The sequence below is a fragment of the Planomicrobium okeanokoites genome, assembly GCF_003428875.1.
GTDB classification, from domain to species: domain Bacteria; phylum Bacillota; class Bacilli; order Bacillales_A; family Planococcaceae; genus Planococcus; species Planococcus okeanokoites.
Genome location: NZ_QQRS01000002.1, coordinates 90377 through 111464, shown reverse-complemented (window position 1 = coordinate 111464; position 21088 = coordinate 90377). Strand labels below are relative to the sequence as shown.

25 protein-coding genes are annotated in these 21088 nt (G+C 46.3%); 14 read left to right on the top strand and 11 right to left on the bottom strand.

The window, feature by feature from the left end; all coding sequences use genetic code 11:
- Positions 1–87: 87 nt before the first annotated feature.
- The 4 genes from D2910_RS05495 to D2910_RS05480 are packed head-to-tail and all read right to left on the bottom strand — an operon-like array spanning position 88 to position 4111.
- Positions 88–1569 (bottom strand): phytoene desaturase family protein, encoded by a 1482-nt coding sequence (locus D2910_RS05495; protein WP_117313050.1) that lies wholly within the window; start codon positions 1567–1569, stop codon positions 88–90.
- On the bottom strand, positions 1566–2675 hold the full coding sequence (locus tag D2910_RS05490) for a glycosyltransferase family 2 protein (protein ID WP_117312672.1): 1110 nt from the start codon (positions 2673–2675) through the stop codon (positions 1566–1568). The genes D2910_RS05495 and D2910_RS05490 overlap by 4 nt, the downstream gene beginning before the upstream one ends.
- Positions 2676–2684: 9 nt before the next feature.
- Positions 2685–3356: a lysophospholipid acyltransferase family protein gene (locus D2910_RS05485; RefSeq protein ID WP_101801644.1), complete on the bottom strand. Its 672-nt coding sequence runs from the start codon at positions 3354–3356 to the stop codon at positions 2685–2687.
- Positions 3353–4111: a carotenoid biosynthesis protein gene (locus D2910_RS05480; RefSeq protein ID WP_117312671.1), complete on the bottom strand. Its 759-nt coding sequence runs from the start codon at positions 4109–4111 to the stop codon at positions 3353–3355. Before D2910_RS05480 ends, D2910_RS05485 begins: the two co-directional genes overlap by 4 nt.
- A gap of 249 nt (positions 4112–4360) precedes the next feature.
- Here D2910_RS05480 and D2910_RS05475 point away from each other — a divergent pair, with 249 nt between their 5' ends.
- The 5 genes from D2910_RS05475 (at position 4361) to D2910_RS05455 (ending at position 8212) form a co-directional block, all read left to right on the top strand.
- Complete coding sequence (locus tag D2910_RS05475; protein ID WP_117312670.1) at positions 4361–5203, top strand: MurR/RpiR family transcriptional regulator; 843 nt, start codon at positions 4361–4363, stop codon at positions 5201–5203.
- A 76-nt stretch (positions 5204–5279) separates the two neighbouring features.
- Positions 5280–6119, top strand: coding sequence for a transporter substrate-binding domain-containing protein (locus D2910_RS05470; protein WP_117312669.1), 840 nt, complete (start codon positions 5280–5282; stop codon positions 6117–6119).
- Positions 6120–6258: 139 nt separating this feature from the next.
- Complete coding sequence (locus tag D2910_RS05465; RefSeq protein WP_117312668.1) at positions 6259–6927, top strand: amino acid ABC transporter permease; 669 nt, start codon at positions 6259–6261, stop codon at positions 6925–6927.
- 12 nt (positions 6928–6939) lie between these two features.
- Positions 6940–7662 carry an amino acid ABC transporter ATP-binding protein gene (locus tag D2910_RS05460; RefSeq protein WP_084243924.1) on the top strand — a complete coding sequence of 241 codons (723 nt, stop codon included), beginning with the start codon at positions 6940–6942 and terminating at the stop codon, positions 7660–7662.
- A gap of 124 nt (positions 7663–7786) precedes the next feature.
- On the top strand, positions 7787–8212 hold the full coding sequence (locus D2910_RS05455; RefSeq protein WP_117312667.1) for a CBS domain-containing protein: 426 nt from the start codon (positions 7787–7789) through the stop codon (positions 8210–8212).
- 67 nt (positions 8213–8279) lie between these two features.
- On the opposite strand, the gene D2910_RS05450 is transcribed toward D2910_RS05455, so the two are convergent.
- Positions 8280–8699 (bottom strand): hypothetical protein, encoded by a 420-nt coding sequence (locus D2910_RS05450; RefSeq protein WP_117312666.1) that lies wholly within the window; start codon positions 8697–8699, stop codon positions 8280–8282.
- A 146-nt stretch (positions 8700–8845) separates the two neighbouring features.
- On the opposite strand from D2910_RS05450, the gene D2910_RS05445 reads away from it, so the two are divergent.
- The gene (locus D2910_RS05445; protein WP_117312665.1) at positions 8846–9145 is read left to right on the top strand and encodes a cupin domain-containing protein; all 300 of its coding nucleotides are present in this window, start codon (positions 8846–8848) and stop codon (positions 9143–9145) included.
- A 70-nt stretch (positions 9146–9215) separates the two neighbouring features.
- Here the strand turns inward: D2910_RS05445 and D2910_RS05440 are convergent, their stop codons facing one another.
- Together D2910_RS05440 and rluF are read right to left on the bottom strand one after the other, a co-directional pair.
- Positions 9216–9932 (bottom strand): DUF6904 family protein, encoded by a 717-nt coding sequence (locus D2910_RS05440; RefSeq protein ID WP_117312664.1) that lies wholly within the window; start codon positions 9930–9932, stop codon positions 9216–9218.
- 12 nt (positions 9933–9944) lie between these two features.
- Positions 9945–10652 (bottom strand): 23S rRNA pseudouridine(2604) synthase RluF, encoded by a 708-nt coding sequence (gene rluF / locus D2910_RS05435; protein WP_117312663.1) that lies wholly within the window; start codon positions 10650–10652, stop codon positions 9945–9947.
- A 240-nt stretch (positions 10653–10892) separates the two neighbouring features.
- Between rluF and adh the strand changes: the two genes are divergently transcribed.
- From adh to D2910_RS05410, 4 genes are all read left to right on the top strand, one after another.
- A complete protein-coding gene (gene adh / locus D2910_RS05430) occupies positions 10893–12413 on the top strand; it encodes an aldehyde dehydrogenase (RefSeq protein WP_117313049.1) in 1521 nt (506 codons plus the stop codon).
- Between the two features lie 271 nt (positions 12414–12684).
- A complete protein-coding gene (locus tag D2910_RS05425; protein WP_084243930.1) occupies positions 12685–13047 on the top strand; it encodes a DUF779 domain-containing protein in 363 nt (120 codons plus the stop codon).
- Between the two features lie 440 nt (positions 13048–13487).
- The gene (locus D2910_RS05415; protein WP_084246736.1) at positions 13488–13676 is read left to right on the top strand and encodes a hypothetical protein; all 189 of its coding nucleotides are present in this window, start codon (positions 13488–13490) and stop codon (positions 13674–13676) included.
- A 16-nt stretch (positions 13677–13692) separates the two neighbouring features.
- A complete protein-coding gene (locus D2910_RS05410) occupies positions 13693–14259 on the top strand; it encodes a Fic/DOC family protein (RefSeq protein WP_240633552.1) in 567 nt (188 codons plus the stop codon).
- Between the two features lie 35 nt (positions 14260–14294).
- Here the strand turns inward: D2910_RS05410 and D2910_RS05405 are convergent, their stop codons facing one another.
- Positions 14295–15098, bottom strand: a complete 804-nt coding sequence (locus D2910_RS05405) for an AAC(3) family N-acetyltransferase (RefSeq protein ID WP_117312660.1) — start codon at positions 15096–15098, stop codon at positions 14295–14297.
- Positions 15099–15204: 106 nt separating this feature from the next.
- On the opposite strand from D2910_RS05405, the gene D2910_RS05400 reads away from it, so the two are divergent.
- Positions 15205–15681 (top strand): acyl-CoA thioesterase, encoded by a 477-nt coding sequence (locus D2910_RS05400; RefSeq protein ID WP_084243934.1) that lies wholly within the window; start codon positions 15205–15207, stop codon positions 15679–15681.
- Positions 15682–15748: 67 nt separating this feature from the next.
- Here D2910_RS05400 and D2910_RS05395 read toward each other — a convergent pair whose 3' ends face one another.
- Positions 15749–16258 carry a DUF421 domain-containing protein gene (locus D2910_RS05395; protein ID WP_117312659.1) on the bottom strand — a complete coding sequence of 170 codons (510 nt, stop codon included), beginning with the start codon at positions 16256–16258 and terminating at the stop codon, positions 15749–15751.
- A gap of 266 nt (positions 16259–16524) precedes the next feature.
- On the opposite strand from D2910_RS05395, the gene D2910_RS05390 reads away from it, so the two are divergent.
- Positions 16525–16731, top strand: coding sequence for a hypothetical protein (locus D2910_RS05390; protein ID WP_084243936.1), 207 nt, complete (start codon positions 16525–16527; stop codon positions 16729–16731).
- A gap of 54 nt (positions 16732–16785) precedes the next feature.
- Here D2910_RS05390 and D2910_RS05385 read toward each other — a convergent pair whose 3' ends face one another.
- Together D2910_RS05385 and D2910_RS05380 are read right to left on the bottom strand one after the other, a co-directional pair.
- Positions 16786–17808 carry a YecA family protein gene (locus tag D2910_RS05385; RefSeq protein ID WP_117312658.1) on the bottom strand — a complete coding sequence of 341 codons (1023 nt, stop codon included), beginning with the start codon at positions 17806–17808 and terminating at the stop codon, positions 16786–16788.
- Positions 17809–17921: 113 nt separating this feature from the next.
- Positions 17922–18827 carry an acetamidase/formamidase family protein gene (locus tag D2910_RS05380; RefSeq protein WP_084243938.1) on the bottom strand — a complete coding sequence of 302 codons (906 nt, stop codon included), beginning with the start codon at positions 18825–18827 and terminating at the stop codon, positions 17922–17924.
- A 131-nt stretch (positions 18828–18958) separates the two neighbouring features.
- Between D2910_RS05380 and lepB the strand changes: the two genes are divergently transcribed.
- On the top strand, positions 18959–19492 hold the full coding sequence (lepB, locus tag D2910_RS05375) for a signal peptidase I (protein WP_338088670.1): 534 nt from the start codon (positions 18959–18961) through the stop codon (positions 19490–19492).
- Positions 19493–19515: 23 nt separating this feature from the next.
- Positions 19516–20940 carry a response regulator transcription factor gene (locus D2910_RS05370; RefSeq protein WP_117312657.1) on the top strand — a complete coding sequence of 475 codons (1425 nt, stop codon included), beginning with the start codon at positions 19516–19518 and terminating at the stop codon, positions 20938–20940.
- Positions 20941–21088 lie beyond the last annotated feature (148 nt).

Below are 21088 nucleotides of genomic sequence, written 5' to 3'. Positions count from 1 at the left end.
TGCCTCAAGCGGGCATATCTTGTTAAAATCAGCCAATCAATATCAGGCTGATTTTTTATTTGGCCTTTTTATCATTAAGTGCTCTCATTACAGCAGGCCGAACTTCTTCAAAATGCGAGTTGCAACATTATGGCCGCTCATCGTAACCATGGGTGATCCGCCGCCGGGATGTGTGCTGCCGCCAACAAAGAACAAGTTTTTAATATCCGGACTGGCATTTGCCGGACGCAGAAAAGCATCTTTCTTCCGATGCGAAGAGGGCCCGTATAAAGCCCCGCGGAAAGCATTGAAATTCTCAGCTATAAAAGAAGGCGTAAAGACTTTTTCTTCTGCAAGATGGCTTCGTATATTCAATCCATAGTTTTCCAGAAAATCGTATATCCGATTCTTATATGTTTCGGCATCGATCTGCAGTTTTCCATCCGGAGTCAGCGCAGGAGCATTGACAAGGATGAACAGATTATCACCGTCTGGGGATACCGAAGGATCCGTTGCAGAAGACTTGCTGATATACACGGTCGGCTCTTCGGAATAGCTTTTCTTTACAAAGAGTTCATCAAATTCCTTCGGGTAATCTTCTGAGAAATAGACGTTATGATGCTTCAGTTCAGGCAGGCGGGTTTTCAAACCTGCCAGTATAACAAAAGCGGAAATGGAAGGCTCGAAGGATTCGCTCTTTTCATTGCTGAAAGACGGCCGTTCATTTTCAGCGGTGAGCTGGGGGAAGGCAGTCAACAGGTCGCCGTTCAAAACGACTGCGTCCGCCTCAGATACAGTGCCATCATCCAATTCCACTCCTGCAGCTTTACCGTCTTTGACGATTATTCTTTTGACTGGCTTTCCGGAATAAAGACGTGCCCCTCTTTTTTTTGCCACCGCGGCAAACCCTTCCGCTATGCGAGTGTTTCCCCCTTTAGCGTAATAAACGCCGCCGACCAATTCCAGATAAGCGATCATTGAAAAAGTCGCAGGAGCTTTATAGGGAGATGATCCGATATACGTTGCATACCGGCCGAACGCCTGGAGCAAAACGGGATCTTTGAAATACTTCTTGTAGAAATGATCCATCGTCTCTGCCGGCCGAACCTGCAATAGGGCTTTTCCAAGTGACGGAGACAGATAATCACGCCATGACTGAAAAGTGGAAGGGAAGAAATAGCGTTCCGATAAATTATAGATGCGGCTGATTTCACTGAGAAAACGACTATAGTTCTTCGCGTCATCCGCTGCAACGCGATTCAACTCAGCCTGCATAATTTCCTGATCGGAAGAAAAATCAAGGTGGCGGCCATCGGAGAAATGGTTTCTGGTATGGGTAGTCAATGGGATCAGATCAAAATAATCGGCGGCGGCTTCTCCTGTCTGTTCAATAACCGCTTTAAAAACTTCTGGCATCGTGATGGTATTAGGACCGAAATCAAACGAGTGGGTGCCGAGTTGGACCGGCATCAGCTTGCCGCCGAAATGATCATTCTTTTCATATAACTCTACTTCCATTCCTGCATTGGCAAGAGTCACTGCTGCGGACAGCCCGCCGAGGCCGCCACCGATGATAATCGTTTTGCTCATAAATAATTCCTGCCTTTCCATGAGTATGATTGCCTTCTGCGGGATTTTTGCATTGCGTGGAGGAGCACAGCAATCATCGCGCCAGCCTGAAAAGGCATCAAAAATGCCAAAAGAGGATTCTGCCGGGTCCTCAGCATGACGTACAGCTGCTGCAGGCAAATAAGCAGATAAGGGACAACGAGCAGCGGCTTGAGCATAAAAATGCCGATGACAGCCAAGGCGAAAGGAATAACATAAAACAGTATATAAAATAGAGTGAGCAAAACTGCCATCACCGACGATCGCCCGATGCCTGTATAACTATTTTTCAAAAAACCTTCCCAAACTTCCTTGTTGGTGTCATACATTTTACTGCTGACGGACTCTGTAATATTGGCCAGCAGCATGCGATGGCCGGCTTTCTTTATTTCCCGGGAAATATGGACATCTTCCACGAGGGAGTTTCGAACCGACTGGTGCCCGCCAATATCTTCATATACTTTTCTGTCAAAAAGCATCCATGCTCCGTGCGCTGCTGTTGCTGCAGGAAATGAGGCATAATTCGCCAATCCCAGCGGCAAATGGAAGAAGACAACAAAATGCTGCATCGGAACCAGCAGTTTACTTAAAAATGGCGCGACTTCGAAGGCCGGAAAGCCAGACAGCGACTTTGCGTTCTTCTGCTGCATCAATGCAATAGACTGTTGGAATGCTTCGGGACCGAAATTGATATCAGCATCCACAAACATTAAAAGCTCCCCGGCAGCAGCCTTTTGAAGCTGATGGCACGCATGAACTTTTCCCACCCAATCTGTTGGAAGTTCGGCTCCCTGCAAGATCGTAAAACGGCTGTCGCCGCCAATTTCTTCTTCAAGCAATTGCTGCGTCCGATCGGTGGATTGGTCATTCAGGATGATAAATTCTATCTTCGGGTATGTACTGTTTTTGAGCGAAGCAACAAGCGATTTGACATTCCGTTCTTCATTGCGCATGGGCACCAAAACCGACAGCAAGGGATGCCCATTGACTGCAGGATTTTTTTTAGGAAGAGAAGGCATGAAAAAGCTATTGAAGATCGTCCATAGCAGAAAAGCGGCCAGGCAAAGGATGAAAATCCACATAATCATTGTTTTGCTTCACTCCTTTCCCAGTAAATCGTTGAATTCAGACACGTTTTCAGCGATGGCTTCTTTCTTTAATGCATCCAACTGAGCGGTTACAGTATCCTGAAGAAACGCTGTGCGCTCTTTTCTGGAAGTTCCAGCGATTTTCTCTATAGATAATGGTGAACTTTGCCGTATCCAAACTTCGGGTTTCTGATCGTGCCGGAATGAATAATAGAATGTAATCGGAACTACCGGTACATCGGGATGTTTTTCAACCAGATAACCGATTCCGGTGGAAAAAGCGAGCGGGCGGATTTCCTGGTGATATTCATCGCCTTGCGGAAATAACACAACCGACTTGCCTTCAGCCAACAATTTTTCAGCATATTGAAGGGACCGGATGATATCTTTCGGATTTTGCTTATCAATCGAAAACGCGCCTAGATAACGGAAGAAAATATATTTCCTCAGGTTCTTTTCATGCATCATCATGTGGATGTCATGCTTCCAGACTGTGTGGTTCAAAAAGAAGAACAGCAGGCCGTCCCACCAGGAACTGTGGTTTGCGATGAAAATCACCGGTTTTTCAGGAATCTTTCGGATGCCGTATCCCAATAGATGAGAAAACGACCTGCGAAGCAACGGCAAAAGATAGAGTGCAAACCCTTTTTCAAATAAACGGCTTTTTTTCGCAATTATCATAGTGGCCTCCTTTTCCATGCAAGCACTACAAGCAACACTGCCGGAATAGTGCTGGCTGCCACAGCCAGCCATAATCCGCCCAGGGCACCCAGCATGGCGAACATGGCGATCATGAGAAGATAAAGCAGCACAAGCCGGCGCTCGGCCGGGTCATTGGCAATTGCCATCGATTTACGGCGCATCACCCAATCGATCAGCAGATGAAGAACGAACGATACAATAAACCAGCCCCAAAAATTGGTCCAGGGAATCCCGTAATACCAGCCGGTGTCTTCCCAAATCCAATAAGTCTTTATGCGATAGGCAACAGGATCGATTATAAGGTCCATGATGACCGCCCCTATTCCGCCGGTTACAGCATAAGCGAAAGTGCCGTTCGGAAAAATCCAGCGCGCCAGCACATGGGACGTTGCAACCACCATCAGCCAGGCAAAGCCGATGGCGATGGGCACACCGAACAGGTTCGGAGCAAAATGATCTGTGTAATCATACGAACCGAACAGAAACCCGGAATTCGCGCCTGCACCTTCAACGATAAAAGTGGCGAAGAATATGATTAAGCCGATGGTGATTCCGGCAGGCTTGCCAAAGCGTTTCAAAAAGTATAGAAAACCTATTGTGCCAGCAAGTATAAGAAAGACGGCGTTAGCCCATTCCAGCCACGAAGGCAATAAATCAAAAGCCAACAGTATGATGCCGATTGTATACCATATTAAAAAAAGTCGATAAATTCCTTCTTCCCAGTTCAAAAACATCACTCCATTACAAGTTATACAAACAGTATACTTGAAAACCGTTTGAAGAGAGAGAAAGAGGACAGCGGCAGGGTGTCTTAAAAAAATCCGTAGTAGTTTAGGTGTAAGTAAGGTGGGGAAAAAGAATTAAATAATTCTTCAAATTTTACTTTCTACAAAGAATATTCGGATAATTATTGAAGGAAATCCTGCATTATAGTATACTTGAATTAGTATAGAAGCTTGTTTTTACATTGGGGGCTGTAAAATATGCAGGATTTACTGCGAAACGTTTCGAACTCGTATAAAGATTTTAGTTCTGGACAAAAAAAGATTGGGGATCTTTTTTTCAAAGAGCCCATCTTTCTTGCCTTTTCATCGGCACTTGAAGTAGGCAGGAGGGTCAATGTCAGTGAATCCACAGTAATCAGATGGTCCCAAAAACTCGGTTACCGTGGATACGCGGAATTTCAGCACGTGCTGCAAAGGAAGCTGGCGGAAGAACGCTTTGAACAAGTGGAGGAATCCGATACCCAGCCGGCGGTCGAACAATCCTTTCTTGCAAATCTGCTGGATGCGGATATCGCCAGCATCACCCAGTTGAAGCAGTCTGCGGACGAAGACCAGCTCCTGCAGGCGGTGGATTACATCGGCCAGGCGAAGGATATATATGTAACGAGTAATTTTTTCGATTTCGGCCTCGCACATTTTATGACGTCCTGGCTGAATTTGACGCTCGATCATGCTGAATTGATGATGCATGGAGACGCCCAATACTACCGGCAATTATCAGCACTGACTGAAGGTGATACCGTTATTGCTTTCGTGTTTCCACGTTATACGAAATCAGTCATCGACACATTGGCGACTGCCAGTAAACAGGGAGCCAAAATTGTGCTGATTACGGATGCCGCGGATTCTCCGGCAGCAGAATATGCCGATATAAAGCTGGAGGTTTCCGTAAACTCGAATCTGAACATCGATTCTTACACCGCTGTACATGCGCTGATTGCTTCAATCATGCGTTTTGTATATGTCAAAGAACATTCAAAAGTAAAACGGAATTTGGCAAAGGTGGAAGCGATATATATGGAGAAAGAAGTTTTTATCTGATTAGACCCAATGTAAAGGCAGGTCCCGGAACGCCCAGGCGTTTTGGTGAATCATAAAATGAAAAGGGGAGAACGATATGAAAAAGAAATATCCATTTTTAGGAATAGTTTTATCAGCAGGGATGATCATGGCCGCATGTGGTGAAGACGATTCGTCTTCCGGTTCAGAAAGTACAGGATCAGAAGGATCGGGGAGCGATTTCGATCTATTGGAAGAAGGCCAATTCACAACTGCTTCAAGTGGATTATACAAACCCTTCAGTTTTGAAGAAGGCGGCGATTTGAAAGGCTTCGATATCGATATCGGGAATGCGATTGCAGAAGAAATGGGACTGGAGCCGAATCCCGTCACTACACCTTTTGAAACAATCATCCAGGGGTTGAACTCAAACCGTTACGATGCCATTATCGGATCAATGTCGAACACGAAAGAACGCTCGGAGCAGGTTAGCTTCTCTGACCCATACTATTATTCAGGCGGAGCAATCTTTGTACGGGAAGGAAATACCGAAATCCAATCAGCTGAGGATCTTGAAGGCAAGAAAATTGGCGTAGTTGGACAAAGTACTTATGAAACAGCAGCAGCCGAATATACAGATGACATCCAATACTACACAAGTGATGTCGTAGCGCTTCAGGATTTGACGATTGAAGGCCGTCTGGACGCAGTAATTACGGCAGATGTAGTTGGTTTTGAAGCACAGAATGCCGGACTTGAAGTCGAAATGGTCGGCGAACCGCTATGGATCGAGCAGCCATCCATCGCTGTGCGTAAAGACGATGAAGAACTTCTTGCAGCAATCGATGAAGCATTGGATACAATCATTGAAAATGGAACATATGAAGAGATTTCAGAGAAATGGTTCGGCCGCAATCTCCTCGATGTAGATCTTGAAGGTGTGGAAGTGCTCGAATAGAAGCTGTTTGATTGAGTTTACAGCAGCCTGCACTCAGAAAGTGCAAGCTGATTCAATCGGGCTTTTACGGCCAGTGGAACTCTACTCGTATAAGTGGAGTTCCTCCTGCCGTTAAAGAGGGAAAAGAGGAGTGGAATTTATGCCGGACTTATTTGTCGACGTTTTTGACGTATTCATGCGTACTTATCAGGGATTCCTGGAAGCGACAGTGGTCACTCTGGAATTGACAGCGATCGGCGTCGTTCTCGGAACGGTCATCGGCCTGATTTTCGCATTGATGAAAATCTCAGGATCAAAAATCCTGAGAGGAATCGCTAATATATATATCACAGTAATACGAGGCACACCTTTAATTGTACAGATCATGTTCCTGTATTTCGGGATTGTTGAGATTTATACTATGTCTAATTTCTGGGCAGGCGCTATTGCACTCGGCGTCCATAATGGTGCTTATATCGCGGAAATCTTCCGTGGCGCCATTCAGGGGATTGACCCGGGCCAACGTGAAGCCAGCCTGTCACTTGGGATGAACCGCAAGCAGACCATGCAGCGAATTGTATTTCCACAGGCATTGCGCCGCTCAATTCCGCCGCTCGGCAACCAGTTCATCATTACGTTAAAAGACTCATCACTTGTTTACATCATCGGTGTGGCGGAAATCTTCTCACTTGCAAACCGTGAAGCGGCTCAATCCTACCAGGCTTTCGAATCCTTCCTGGTGGTCGCGCTCTATTACTTAGTGCTTGTAATGATTTTCACATTCCTGTTGCGCTTGTACGAAAATAAACTTGATGTGGACAAAGCCTAAGGAGGGACAGACATGATAGTAGGGAAAAATATACACAAATCCTTCGGCGATCTGGAAGTGCTCAAAGGGGTTGATTTGCATGTGAAACCCCAAGAAGTGGTTGTTCTTGTCGGTGTCAGTGGATCGGGGAAAAGTACACTTCTGAGGTGCTTTAACTTTCTGGAAATGATCAACAGCGGAGAAATTACTATTGACGGGCACACAATCAACCCCAAAAAAGAGGATTTAGCCAAGATACGTGCTGAAGTTGGTATGGTATTCCAGCATTTCAATCTTTTCCCGCACAAATCAGTTCTGGAAAATGTGATTGAAGCACCGATTACAGTCAAGAAGATGAAAAAAGAAGAAGCGAAAAAACTGGGTATGAACCTTTTGAGAAAAGTCGGCCTTGAAGACAAAGCGGATGTTTATCCGAGCAAATTGTCAGGCGGTCAAAAGCAGCGTGTGGCCATTGCCAGATCCCTGGCGATGGAACCGAAAGTCATGCTGTTTGATGAACCTACTTCTGCGCTTGACCCTGAATTGGTCGGGGAAGTCCTGCAGGTTATGAAACAGCTTGCAGAAGAAGGCATGACAATGGTTGTCGTCACCCATGAGATGAAGTTCGCCAAAGAAGTGGCGGACCGGATCATCATGATTGACCAGGGCACTATCATTGAATCTGCGGATCCGAAGAATTTCTTTGAAAATCCCCAGAATGAACGTACAAAACAATTCATCCAATTGGTTGAGTAGTCGATGAGAGCGATTCCGTCTGTAATGCGGAATCGCTTTTTTCGTGGCCAAAAGGTTTCGGGCGTATGATAAAGGATAAACAACGTATATAGTGTAAATACAAAAAACTAAGGAGGAACATTCAATGAAAGTCGCAGACATAATGACCAAAGAAGTTGATACATGCAATCCCGGACACTCGCTTCAGGAAGTGGCCGCCAAGATGAAGGAAATCAACGTCGGCTCTATACCGATATGCAAAAATGAAAAATTAGTCGGCATCATTACAGACCGCGATATTGTGGTTCGCGGCATTGCGGACAACCTGTCATTGGAGTCAGCTGTTTCTGAAATTCTTTCTGAAAATATGGTGACGGGCAATAAAGACATGAGCGTTGAAGAAGCCGCAGAACTGATGGCTGACCACCAAATCCGCCGTTTGCCGATTGTGGAAAATGACAAAGTCGTTGGAATCGTCTCTCTTGGCGACATCGCTGTAAAAGATAAATCATATGGCAATGCTGATATTGCGCTTGATGAAGTTTCAGAACCGGCTGAACCCGAGAAGTAAGAAAAAGAATAAGCAAAAAACCGGCCGAAGTTTCGGCCGGTTTTTTAGTTTGCAAGCTTGCTGGATTTTATTCGACTGTAATGACTGAAGCGGAAATGAGTGGCATGTCCTCTTCTGCGTTGCCGTCATAGATGCCTTCCAATTGGATAGTGTCTCCCGGTTCAACTGGCGTTTCAGCCATATTCCGTATATATACCTGCTGGCCGTCATTGGAAAGGATAAAGGAAGGGAAAGCGACATCATCCGCCAGTTCTTCTACTGTACCTGAGATTTTTACTGCTGCGCCTTCTTCTATATTCCCAGCAGCCAGGTCTGAAACAGGAGTCATCTCTGCATTTTCCACTTCTTCAGGATCAGTGGGATCAAGGTCGTCGCCTTCAGGAGCGGAAACTTCCGTTTGCGATTCCTCTTCAAGCTCGGGCGTATCATCGCCTCCACAGGCTGACAGCAATAGTGCAACACTTATCGGCAAATACCATTTCTTCATTGTGATCACTCCAGTACGTTGAATTTGATCGTTTCAGGAAATATACCCTTCTTTCGGAGGTTTTAAAACGATAGGCGGAATTCGCGGGCAGGGATTGCCTGTCATTTGTCGAATGGAATAAACAAGGAAAGAAATGAGGTGCAAGCATGGAGTTATTTGAAATGCCCAATCAGCTGGACAATAAGAAAAAGCACGTACAGAAAGTTGCGGAATTCGAAAAGACCAATATTGTGAATATGCAATTGGCAGCAGGGGAAGAGATATCGGAACATGACGCCGACGCGGATGTTCTGATCATCGTAAACAGCGGACGAGTCGAGTTTACAGTAGAAGGAACAGTCGCGGAAGTATCTACAGGTGTCATGATGAGGATGACGCCGAAAGAGAAACACAGCCTGAAGGCGATAGAAGATTCAAACTTCCTCGTCATTCAAATTAAGCAATAGAAAAATCCCAAGTCAAACGGCTTGGGATTTTTTCTGTCAATCTATACTTTTTGAGATGGAAATTCTCAAATCACCATTCGAAGTCCTCGGGATACTTTGCGGATACTTCGATTTCATGTATTTGCTTCTTGCCGGGAGTGGCAGCAGAAAGAACCTGTTTGCGAAATGCCTGATAATCATTGTCCTGTACAGCCAGTTTCATAGCAATTGTGGAAAGGCTCTTTTCGCGCTGCTCTTTTGTCATGCCGATATACTTGAGGTTCATCAGGTCCACATATTGAATGGCGTAATCATCCACTGTGACGGGCTGGTTAAAACCTTTTAAAATCGACTCGTATTCTTCATCGGGAACATGGCCCTGCAGGCAATCCAGAACAAGCGACTGGAAACGATAGATGACCGGCAGATGAACATCCCATATCGATTGTGAAACCCGTTTCTGATAAAGGCTCACGAAATCCTTCAGCGCAATCGCCGCGTAAATCAATTCAGGCCAAAGGATTTCTGCAGAGAAATAGATGTTTTTATCAGGTGCGATAAATCCGTGCTGCTTCATCGTGTGTTCATGGAGGCCGTTGAAGACGAAGTCCACATTGCGGTCGCCTTGGGCAGCATGGCGGATTTCATATGAAATCCCGAGTATGCGCCGGCGTGAACCTTCATAGCCGTGATACTGGTCTTCTTTGCCGATCACTTTATAAAATGCCTGGTTCAACTCATCCAGGTCAAAATAATCACCGCTAATTTTTACACCGGTATGATTCGGTGTACTCTTCATCGTCAGCATGCAGAATCCTCCTCAACGTTTCGGTTTGTAGTCGAGCTGCTTGAATAATCCATTGCGTTCATCATCTGTTAGATCACGCCATTCGCCTATCGGCAGATCTCCGAGCTGGATATTCATGATCCGGATCCGCTGCAGGCTGCGAACTTCATAGCCAAGTGCTGTACACATCCGGCGGATCTGGCGGTTCAATCCCTGTTTGATCGTCAATTTGAAAATATATTTCGTCAGTTTCTCGGCTTTTGCCGGAAGCGTGACTGTATCCAGAATTTCAACGCCTTCCCGCATTTTTTTCAGGAAAGAATCGGTGATCGGCATATCGACTCTGACAATGTATTCTTTTTCGTGTTCATTTTCCGCTCGCAGAATTTCATTGACGATGTCACCGTCATTTGTCAGAAGGATCAATCCTTCAGAATCTTTATCCAGGCGTCCGACATGGAAAATCCGTTCAGGGTGATTGACGAAATCGACGATATTCCCTTCGATGTGGCGTTCGGTCGTGCTTGTGATGCCCACAGGCTTATTCAAGGCGATATAAACGTATTCCTGCTGCGGCTGTTCGATCAGCTTGCCGTCGACATGCACTTGATCACCCGGCTGCACTTTGCTGCCGAGTTCCGCCGGAGCGCCGTTGATGGTAACGCGGCCGGCTTCGATAAATTTATCCGCGCCGCGGCGGGAGGTGATCCCGGTCTCACTTAAAAATTTGTTAATTCGCATAATAAAATCCCTTCGATTTGTAGAATTTGCTGTGTGTTTCCATTATACCCTCAAAAGGGACAGAACAAAACGAAGGGCTGATTACTTTTACAGCGAAAAAGAAAGTATAATCTATTGCAATTTTCTAAGTTGTTTGACAATATAGAAGGTAAGCTGTTTCATTATGCGCAGCCAAATCGACAGTATAATGAAAGCGCATACATAACGGCAAACCAATCAAGGGGAGGAAACAGAATGGTAATGGAATACGCAATTCCGAATACAGCTGGTGCAAAGAGTTCGTTCAAGGAAAGGTACGAAAACTATATTAACGGCGAGTGGAAAGCGCCGGCAAAGGGACAGTATTTTGATAACGTGTCTCCTGTAAACGGCAAAAAATTCACGGAAATTGCCCGTTCGACAGCCGAAGATGTTGAAGCTGCGATTGACGCGGCCCATGCAGCGAAGGATGGCTGGGGCAAGACATCAGTTACTGAACGCGCTAATATTCTTTTGAAGATCGCCGACCGGATGGAGCAGAATCTTGAAATGCTGGCAGTTGCCGAAACCTGGGACAATGGCAAGGCGGTACGGGAAACCCTGAATGCTGATATTCCTTTGGCGATTGACCATTACCGGTATTTTGCAGGCGTTATCCGTGCGCAGGAAGGATCGCTCAGCCAACTGGATGACGACACTGTCGCGTATCATTTCCATGAGCCTCTCGGAGTGGTTGCGCAAATCATTCCGTGGAACTTCCCGCTCCTGATGGCAACCTGGAAACTGGCGCCGGCGCTTGCTGCAGGAAACTGTGTCGTATTGAAGCCGGCAGAACAGACGCCTGCAAGCATCCTGGTGTGGGCTGAACTGGTAGGGGATCTGCTGCCGCCGGGCGTATTGAATATCGTCAACGGCTTCGGTCTTGAAGCAGGGAAACCGCTTGCGTCCAGTCCTCGTGTCGCTAAAGTTGCCTTCACAGGTGAAACGACTACTGGCCGGATGATCATGCAATATGCATCTCAAAACCTGATTCCGGTCACTTTGGAGCTGGGCGGCAAATCACCGAACATCTTCTTCAAGGATGTGATGGACCAGGATGATGCTTTCCTTGATAAAGCGATTGAAGGGTTTGTCATGTTCGCGCTCAATCAGGGCGAGGTGTGTACTTGCCCATCGCGTGTGCTCATCCAAGAGGATATTTATGAAGAATTCATGGAACGTGCGTTGAAACGCGTTGAAGCGATCAAACTTGGTAATCCGCTTGATCCGGAAACGATGATGGGAGCTCAGGCTTCGCAGGAACAGATGGAAAAAATCATGTCCTATCTGGATATCGGCAAGCAGGAAGGCGCCGAAGTCCTTGCAGGCGGCGACCGGAATGTGCTTGAAGGCGATTTGGCGGAAGGTTTCTATATCAAACCGACTGTATTTAAAGGGAACAATAAAATGCGGATTTTCCAGGAAGAGATTTTTGGACCGGTCGTTTCCGTAACGACTTTTAAAACGAAAGAAGAAGCGATGGAAATCGCCAATGATACATTATATGGCCTTGGAGCAGGCATCTGGACCCGCGATACGCATACGGCTTACCGTTTCGGCCGCGGCATCCAAGCGGGACGCGTCTGGACAAACTGCTATCACCAATATCCAGCCCATGCTGCATTCGGCGGCTACAAAATGTCCGGTTTCGGCCGTGAAAACCATAAAATGATGCTGGACCATTACCAAAACACGAAAAACATGCTGGTCAGCTACAGCCAGGACAAGCAAGGGTTCTTTTGATCGGCACTGTCTAGACTCCAGCGGCCCAGCCCCTCGAGTCGCTTCGGACTTGTCAGTAATGGCAAAGAACGCCATTACTGACAAGTCCTCCAGCGCTTGTCGGGGCTAACCGGGCGCTGTCGCTTTTCTAGTGTCTAGACTCCAGCGGCCCAGCTCTTCGGGTCATAAGTTCAATCAGCTGCGCGGCAAAGAGCGCCACTACGCTGATTTGCCTTATGCCTATCAGAGCTAAACGGGCACTTTCGCTTTTCTACGAAAGGAAGGGATTGCAATGGTTGAACGTGTAACAGCTACTGATGCCGCCCTTGAATTGATCGAGTTTTTAAAAGAGAAGCATGGCCCACTGATGTTCCACCAGTCAGGCGGCTGCTGTGACGGCAGCTCGCCGATGTGCTATCCGGAAGGTGACCTCTTTATCGGTGACCAGGATGTGCTGATGGGTGAAATCGGCGGAAGCAAATTCTATATGCACAAAAATCAGTTTGATTATTGGCGACACACCCAATTGATCATCGATGTAGTGCCGGGACGCGGAGGGATGTTTTCACTGGAAGGCGTTGAAGGGAAACGTTTCCTGACAAGGTCCCGCGCGTTTACTTCGGAAGAATCGAAGGAATTGCAGGAACAGGTTTAAAGAGAAGGCGGGATGTTCATCCCGCCTTTTTTATTTGGTAAAAATATTGAGTGGGACTGTTATATATATACAATTAAATCGCTTGCGAATTCCTGAAATGAAATTGGAAAGTATTTGAGCCGAATTGGAAAGTATTTCAGGCATTTTGGAAAGTATTTTAGGAGAACTGGAAAGTATTTTGGTTGAACCGGAAAGTATCGCCAAATTATGGAATTATAAATTCAAGTAATTTAATTTTTGAGCTGCCAAAACTTAAAAATAATTATTTCTGTAAAGAATTTGAAATGAAAAACTGCATGATTTTCATTCCTTCTGAAATCCATAAAAATACGAGGAACAGCAAGCGGAATAAAGTGAATTTTTTACTCAAAACCGCTTGCTGTCAATAGATTCCGCGCTTGTAAAATGGTATAATGGAAGAATGAAAGGTGGTCATCAATTTGACGAAATTAGTTAACCGGATTTCTTTTGAACAAGCCGAACATGCGATTTCCTATGCCTCACATTCACTCCATATCGAGGGCTTTGATGTGACACATGAGGACTGTAATTTTGTACGGTCGGTTCTGACGGGGGAAAAAACGGAAGCTCAATTCCATAAGGCCATTCGAAACAGATTTGATGTCTAGGTATAAGCATTCTTCTATGTATTGCTATCCAGGCTCGGATGTTCTGATCAATCATTTTTCAATTCATGATGACAATAAACTGAAGGAATTGGAAACGGTGTACACCTTGCTGCGCCTCTCCGAACTGAAGTTGAAGAAGCCGGCTGATCCTTTGGATATGGACGCTTTTATCGATATTCATCGGACTATTCTTCAGGACATCTATCCGTTTGCCGGTGAATTGCGCAAAGAGATGATTTCCAAGGGCTCGTCGTCTTTCGCACACCCCGATCATATCGAAGTGCAGATGCACCGGATTTTCAATGAATTGAAAGAAGAGAATTATTTAAAGGACCTTCCGCGCGATAAGATGATCGAGCGTTTGGCCCATTATCTTGCAGAGCTTAATGCCTTGCATCCATTCAGGGAAGGCAACGGCCGGACAGTCCGTGAATTTGCACGCCAATTGATGGCCAATGCAGGCTACCAGCTGGATTGGGAGAAAATTGCAGGGCCAGCTGAAATCATCAACGCATTCGTGGATTCGTTTAATTCGACTAACGACCGTCTGGAGAATCTTCTGGATGAAATGATAAAACCATAGGATTTCCGCATTCGAAAAGCGGCAATCCTATGGTTTTATTGTTTTTTATTTTCCTGCAGCCACTGAATGCCGAATTCCACCAACGGCTTCATAGCGACCAGTTTGACCTCCGCTTGCCCGAGTTTGCCGGTTCTGAATTCGCACGGAAAATCTTTGGCGATTTCAGGGAAGCGGTCCGAATCCATATCCACGCATTCGAATCTTTGCCAAATCCGCTCGCCGTTCAGCATAATCGCAGCGCCTTGCGGAGAAGTTGTCCGGTCGTCCTGTGCAAATTCGGCGTAATGCAAAGCGGTGCACGAATCAAAGCCGACGCCGATGAACAGGATTTTTACTTCAGCCTTCATCATTTTCGCAAGCGGTGAACCTTCACCGAATGAATCTTCAATGGGATGATCACGCATCCACTCTGCTGCGTCAGCGCCCCAGGCCATAAAAGAATGGGACGGATGGGGGCTCCGGATCGTGGCAGGGTGCCGGTGAAAGCATTCGGCGATTTTCCCCATGCCTCTGAGCCCCGTCAGATAAGGGTCATAGGCAGGAAGGTTCTCCCGCAAATCCGCGTGCCAGTTTTCAGGGATCGGGGGCTCCATCCAATACACCGGATCCGAGTTGTCAGCGGATTGTGAAGGCATTACGAGGGTGCCGCTCCCAGTAACTGTTTCCATCAGCGCTTCGACGGCTGCCTGGGCACCTCCCGCAATCCACCCCATCGACTTCAGCGAAGAGTGGACCATAAGCTGGTCGCCTTCTTGGATGCCGAGTTCTTTAAGTTGTGTTTTCAATGAATCTTTCGATTGGAACTCAGGTGTATTTAAAATACTCATTAATTCTGACATAATGCACCTCCTGTAAGTTCAATATATCATACGGCTAAAAGTTGCCGACCTGAAATATTGCGTATAGCATTAGTATATATTGATTAAAAAAGTAGGAGTGAAAATTATGGAAGCAAGGCTAATGAAAGAATCACGGACAATCCAAACGAAATTGGTGCTTCCGCCAGACACGAACCACATGAATTCAATTTTTGGAGGGAAAGTTCTGGCGTATATCGATGAAATTGCAGGCATTACGGCAATGAAACATGCCCGCCGGCAAGTCGTAGTGACAGCTTCCATCGATTCGGTCGACTTCCTTTCTTCAGCACACGTAGGAGATGTGCTTGAGCTTGAAGCGAATGTCACGTCAACGGGCCGCACTTCCATGGAAGTCTATGTAAGGGTGAAATCGAAAAATCTGCAGACAGGGGAAGAACGGCTTACAACTGAATCCTTCCTGACCATGGTGGCGATGGGCGATGACGGCAAACCAACGCCAGTTCCGGCTGTCATCCCCGAATCAGAAGGCGAGAAGCTGTTTTTCGAAACGGCGCCAGCGCGCCGGGAACACCGCAAGCAGAGAGCGAAAACGCCGCGTTAATCCCGAAAGGCCCGGCAGCTGTATCTTATCAGAAAAAGGTTCCGGCAAAAAACTGCCGGAACCTTTTTTATATCTTCTTATCAGATTTAACATTGGCCAGCGTATTGCCCGGCTCTCCTTGAATGACCGACATACTGCCATCGGTTTCAAGCACCACAGCCTGCACTTCTTCAAGGCTGCCTTTGCCCTGGTTGCGGATGGACTGCAAAATCTCCACTTTGTTGATCCGTTCTTTTTTCATCGCATCTTCCAAAAAGTTGCCGTTCAGATACAATAATTTGGGTTCGGATTTTATGAACTTATTAAAAGTCTTTGATCGTACCGCCAAGAATGTCATGATGTATTGTCCGCCGATCAATAAACCAAATGCAGTCAGCCCTTCCAGAAGGCTGATTTTATCATTCAGCAATATGGTAGCCAAAGTGGAACCGAGGGCCACAGTCACAACAAGATCGAATGCATTCAATTTAGTCAGTGTCCGTTTTCCTGAAATTCGAAGGAAAAAAACCAAGCCGATATAAGCCAGAAAACCGACGGTCACGATTCGAGTAAAGCTGCTCCAGGTTATTTCAAACATTCTTCAGACTCCTTTCTGTGGAAAAGATACTCTTTTTCCAACTTATCAACATGTTGATACCTCCGCTTTATTTTTTTGGGAATTATGCAGAGTTACCCCCATCATTCACAGAGTTTTCCCATATTCCATCTTTTCCCCATAAACTTCTGAACAAACAGTTTTGGGTGAATCCGTTCCTGAAAAAGATAAGGCTTTGTTCAGGGAGCTTAGATTGCGCAAAGAGGGTATGTAAAGAAGTAAGAAATTCAGTAAAAGGAGCGCTTGTGATGAAAACGTTTCTGAAGTTCATCCGCTATGCCGGATTGGTTATTTTCGGATTGGCAGTTCTTATGCTGCTGGCAGCCATACTTAACTACTTTATATCGTTTACAGATATATTGTGGTTTGAACCGGCCTTCATCCGTCTCTATCTGTTCCTTGCAGTCACTGGGATCCTTGCGTATATATTGGTCAGATTTCGGAGGAGAAAATAAAAAAGCAAAGAGTCGGCCGAAATTTCTTCGGCCGACTCTTTGCTTTATACCTGCTTATTTAGCTTTAGCCAATAGCTCATCAAAATAAGATCCGAATTCTTTTGAACGCTTCAGGATGGTGCTTGAAGCCACGCCGAACTTTTCGCTTAATTGTTTAGGAGCAAGCATAGGTCCCTTGATCAATTCATGATCCTGCAGGAATCTCCAATAGCCTCCGACAAGTGCCTCGGGTTTTTGGACGCTTGGCTGCTGGCTTGCCAGGTAGCTGTTCATGATGCTGGTCACATTATCTACCGTTTCCGCGTCAAAATCGGCTTCCTGGACATGCTTTTGCAATTCGTCCATGACAGACTGGTGTTCAGGTGAAAGGTCGATGCTTTCATCAACAGTTCCAGTAGAGTATTTGACGATGCTTTCAACTACCGCCAAATAATTGTCGCGAACGTATTGTTCGCCGTCAGTTGCATTCTCTTTCGCCATCTCAGCTTTTAATTGCTCAAGGTAAGGAGCGAATTCGCCGACAATCGTCAAATAGCCGTTAAGGAATAAAGCACCTTCTTCGCCGACGCGTGAATCAGGCAACAGGATTGCAAGCAAGCCTTGTCCGTCTTCCATATCTGTCGGTGGCTGATCAGCCATTGTGTACATATCGCCGGTAAAGGCATCTTTGAATTGAGCAGAGCTTTCATCGCCTTTTACATATTGGCCGACGAAGACTTTTACGTTGCTCCAGTTTTTCAGGATGTCCTGAGTGGTAGGGCGCTGGGAAAGATCAATCTGCTTATCCAGGTGCTCCTGCCAAAGTTCAGGTTTTTTCATGAACAGAAAATTCTCGATGACAAATGCCTGTGCATCATTTTCTGCCATTGTCTTCATCAGGCGAGGCTGCCATTCCTGCTGCAATTCACGGAAATCAGCAAGCTGTTCCTGATTCGGGTTTTCTGAAAAGAACAACTGGCGCACTTTGAATAGTTCTTCGTTCACCAAGTCATTTACCGAGACAGTTTGTTCTTTTCCGTGACATTTCTTGTATTTCTTTCCGCTGCCGCATGGGCAAGGATCATTTCTTCCTACCATTCTAATCACCTACATTTTTTCTTGAGTGTACCATACATTGCGGTTTCGCTCAAAAGTCCGACGATTCTGACGCACTTTTGGTATGGGAATCGCAAATGATTGGTCTTTTAGACCTATGAAAACAACTTGATTTCTAAAGCTTCCAGAATGTGCTGAGGAACGAAGAAGCGCGCCGTTACCAGTGGGTCGACGACTTGGCTGATCTGCGCTTCGCCGGCCGCACTCATGAGCATGGTCATTTCGCTGACACTTAAATCAGTGAATGGCAATAAAAGATCGATCATCTCTTCAGTGGCGACTTTCACCGCTTCATCGAGCGTCATCGCGGAGACGAGAAGTGAAACCCCTTCATTGTTGATCAGTACAGGGAATTTGGAATGGAAGCCTTTCACCACTTCAAGGGTCACCGTGGCGCGTCCTGGCACTTCAATGCCGGAAACGCTGACTTCGCCGTCGCCCATGGCGGCATGGAAATCACCAAGGGCAAACAATGCGCCTTCGGTAAAGACAGGGAAGTAGAGGGTGGCGCCTTGCGTGATGTGCTTTGTATCCATATTGCCGCCGTGAGCACCGGGCGTCCCACAGGAAACCGGTTCACCTTCAGGGGCAACACCGATGACACCGATCATCGGGTTCAACGGCAGATGCAATTTTTCATTGAAAATGGCTTTACCGTTCCTGATCGGAATGATTTTGGATTCCATCTCCTCAAGGCGGTGGCCCATGACACCAAGATCCGGCCCTGTGACCATGACGCCCTGATCGCCGATTTCAAGTTCATCGATTGTCACTTTGAGTAAATCGCCGGCGGAAGCTCCTTCTACATAGACGGGACCAGTTGCCGGATTGATCCGGTTCCAGTCGATTGCAGCCACTTCCTGATCCGCCGACTGGATCTGGTCGGTGAAGCAATCGCAGGTATCAATGCTGACCGTATCTCCCGAATTCACACGGAGTACGGGGGCGTTTTTTCTTGAAAAAGAATAAATGACATCATCAGTGGACAGCTTGTGCACAATAAACCACTCCTTTTCTTACTATTTAGTCAATTGTAGCAACTGCACCTTTGAATAGCAAAACCCAGGATGCGCCCAGTTCCGCAGTATAGTATGATGAGAGAAAATGATTTGGTGCCAAGGAGGAATCCGAGTTGATAGAAGAACCTTCCCATCGATTGATTGCATGGATGAAAGTGATCATCCTGGCATCTCTGGTGCTTTTGGGTGCCCGGCAGTTCATCTTTGAACCTGTGGAAGTTCATGGCAAATCCATGATGCCGACATTTGAGGAAAATGATCGGATCCTCCTGATGAAGATAAGTGACATTGAACGTTCCGATATGATCGTTTTCAAAGTAGCTGAAGACAGAAACTACTTGAAACGTGTAGTGGGGGTTCCGGGAGACGTGGTGGAAATGAACAATGACCATCTGTATATAAACGGTGTAGAAACAGCAGAACCTTATTTGGAACAAAATAGAAAAGTGGCGAAGCAGCTGGGATTCAGCAAACTGACAGAAGATTTTTCCGCGGTGACTGTGCCTGCCGGTTATTACTTTGTGATGGGCGACAATCGCCTGAACAGTGTCGATTCCAGGATGCTCGGCTTTATCAAAGGCGATAATATTCTTGGGGAAGTGAAATTCAGGCTGTCACCGGTTGACCATTTGGGACCGGTCAAATAGCGTCGAAGGAAAGGGGAGTCTTTATGGAAATTGCGGTGATTTCTCAGAACGAGCTGGAAGCCCAAGGATTGAAGTGGGTGATGGAGTCGCATATGAACGGGGTCTCCGTCTCATTTTCAAAGGATGCTCCTGCCGACTGCCTTGTGGTTGATATGGATATGTGGACCGATGATCTGGAAAAGGAACTCACCCAGCGCAATATTCCGTGGGTCGGTTTGTCATCCGATCGCACATTCATGACGGCTTACCGGGCTTTAAAAGGGAAAGCGGCCGATTTGCTGTTTCGGCCATTCGATCCACTGCTTCTCATAAAGCAGCTGCAGCAGATTCGCTTCCAGCTTCGCAATGAAAAAACAAGTGAAGGAAGCTTGAAACAGACGCTTCTCAGATACGAAGATTTCTTTGATGCTGAAGTTCTGACCCCAGCTGTGACGTTTGCTGCATTCGTGTTGCCGGATAAAGCGGGCTATCCGCTGTTGAGCAAGCAGCTGAAAAATTATCCTTTTCATAAAGGAGCGGAAATCTTCGCTTTTTCCGATTTTGTTTTAGCTGCGTTTCTGACGGATGATGAGCAGGCCTGCATCGAAGAAAGCCGGATGTTTTATGAATCCTGGAAACGGGAGAGCCGGGAGGACCTGTCGATTTTCGTCAATGCCAACCGCCAGCTGCGGCTGAAAGACTATTATCAGGGAACAAGGGATATGACTTCACTGATCTTTTATGAAGGCTATGATATTACTGTCATTGAATATGAACCCATTGGCTGGCAGCCGCTGGACCCATTTTTGACGCCGGTTGAGCAGCGCGAATGGATTGAAATGCTGGAGAGGAAAGACACACGGGCCATCCATGCCTGGATGCAGCATGAATTTCTTTACTATTCGCGTCCATATCCCGATCCGGAAATGATACGCGTCCGGCTGACGAGTGTGCTGGCCCAGGCGCGCCGATATATGAAGTCCGTCCATTTGCAGGATGAGCAATGGGAGCAGCGCTATCATGAAATATTCGAAGTGATCGTCAAAGATCCCGTAGTCTATAAGATCGCGCAATCCACATTGAACTTTATTGTGAATGTGGTGTCCGCAGCAGTGAAGCATGCGGAAAGCGGAGAATCCCCCGCTTCGGAAGAAATCCGTGCGCTCATGGAAGCGAATTACTGGAATCCGGATTGGAATTTATCGGCCTGTGCTGAACAGCTGCGGATGAATAAGAGCACATTAAGCCGCAGATTCCAAAAGCAGAGCGGCCGGAAGTTCAGCGACCTGCTGATGCAGATCCGCATACGTGAAGCCAACCGGCTCATGAAAGAGACGGATATACCGCTCGATGAAGTGGCTCGGCTCAGCGGCTTCGGCAATGCTTCTTATTTCAGTGCAGTCTATAAGAAACGTGAAAAATTGACTCCTTCCCAATATCGGCAGGGAGAACTTCATTTGGTGGATTGAGCGGCTTTCTTCGGAAGGCCGTTTAAAATTTGTTTAAAATTCATGAAAATAAAGTAGTTTGAAAAATAATTCTAAAATCGACTGTTTTATTCGAAATTAAAGTAAACAAAACTAAATAAATGAAATAAATTATAAATAATTAACTGAA

Coding starts and splice junctions, on each gene's coding strand:
- D2910_RS05495 (WP_117313050.1), bottom strand. CDS start 1,569: ATGAGCAAAACGATTATCATCGGTGGCGGCCTCGGCGGGCTGTCCGCA.
- D2910_RS05490 (WP_117312672.1), bottom strand. CDS start 2,675: ATGATTATGTGGATTTTCATCCTTTGCCTGGCCGCTTTTCTGCTATGG.
- D2910_RS05485 (WP_101801644.1), bottom strand. CDS start 3,356: ATGATAATTGCGAAAAAAAGCCGTTTATTTGAAAAAGGGTTTGCACTC.
- D2910_RS05480 (WP_117312671.1), bottom strand. CDS start 4,111: ATGTTTTTGAACTGGGAAGAAGGAATTTATCGACTTTTTTTAATATGG.
- D2910_RS05475 (WP_117312670.1), top strand. CDS start 4,361: ATGCAGGATTTACTGCGAAACGTTTCGAACTCGTATAAAGATTTTAGT.
- D2910_RS05470 (WP_117312669.1), top strand. CDS start 5,280: ATGAAAAAGAAATATCCATTTTTAGGAATAGTTTTATCAGCAGGGATG.
- D2910_RS05465 (WP_117312668.1), top strand. CDS start 6,259: ATGCCGGACTTATTTGTCGACGTTTTTGACGTATTCATGCGTACTTAT.
- D2910_RS05460 (WP_084243924.1), top strand. CDS start 6,940: ATGATAGTAGGGAAAAATATACACAAATCCTTCGGCGATCTGGAAGTG.
- D2910_RS05455 (WP_117312667.1), top strand. CDS start 7,787: ATGAAAGTCGCAGACATAATGACCAAAGAAGTTGATACATGCAATCCC.
- D2910_RS05450 (WP_117312666.1), bottom strand. CDS start 8,699: ATGAAGAAATGGTATTTGCCGATAAGTGTTGCACTATTGCTGTCAGCC.
- D2910_RS05445 (WP_117312665.1), top strand. CDS start 8,846: ATGGAGTTATTTGAAATGCCCAATCAGCTGGACAATAAGAAAAAGCAC.
- D2910_RS05440 (WP_117312664.1), bottom strand. CDS start 9,932: ATGCTGACGATGAAGAGTACACCGAATCATACCGGTGTAAAAATTAGC.
- rluF (WP_117312663.1), bottom strand. CDS start 10,652: ATGCGAATTAACAAATTTTTAAGTGAGACCGGGATCACCTCCCGCCGC.
- adh (WP_117313049.1), top strand. CDS start 10,893: ATGGAATACGCAATTCCGAATACAGCTGGTGCAAAGAGTTCGTTCAAG.
- D2910_RS05425 (WP_084243930.1), top strand. CDS start 12,685: ATGGTTGAACGTGTAACAGCTACTGATGCCGCCCTTGAATTGATCGAG.
- D2910_RS05410 (WP_240633552.1), top strand. CDS start 13,693: ATGTATTGCTATCCAGGCTCGGATGTTCTGATCAATCATTTTTCAATT.
- D2910_RS05405 (WP_117312660.1), bottom strand. CDS start 15,098: ATGTCAGAATTAATGAGTATTTTAAATACACCTGAGTTCCAATCGAAA.
- D2910_RS05400 (WP_084243934.1), top strand. CDS start 15,205: ATGGAAGCAAGGCTAATGAAAGAATCACGGACAATCCAAACGAAATTG.
- D2910_RS05395 (WP_117312659.1), bottom strand. CDS start 16,258: ATGTTTGAAATAACCTGGAGCAGCTTTACTCGAATCGTGACCGTCGGT.
- D2910_RS05390 (WP_084243936.1), top strand. CDS start 16,525: ATGAAAACGTTTCTGAAGTTCATCCGCTATGCCGGATTGGTTATTTTC.
- D2910_RS05385 (WP_117312658.1), bottom strand. CDS start 17,808: ATGGTAGGAAGAAATGATCCTTGCCCATGCGGCAGCGGAAAGAAATAC.
- D2910_RS05370 (WP_117312657.1), top strand. CDS start 19,516: ATGGAAATTGCGGTGATTTCTCAGAACGAGCTGGAAGCCCAAGGATTG.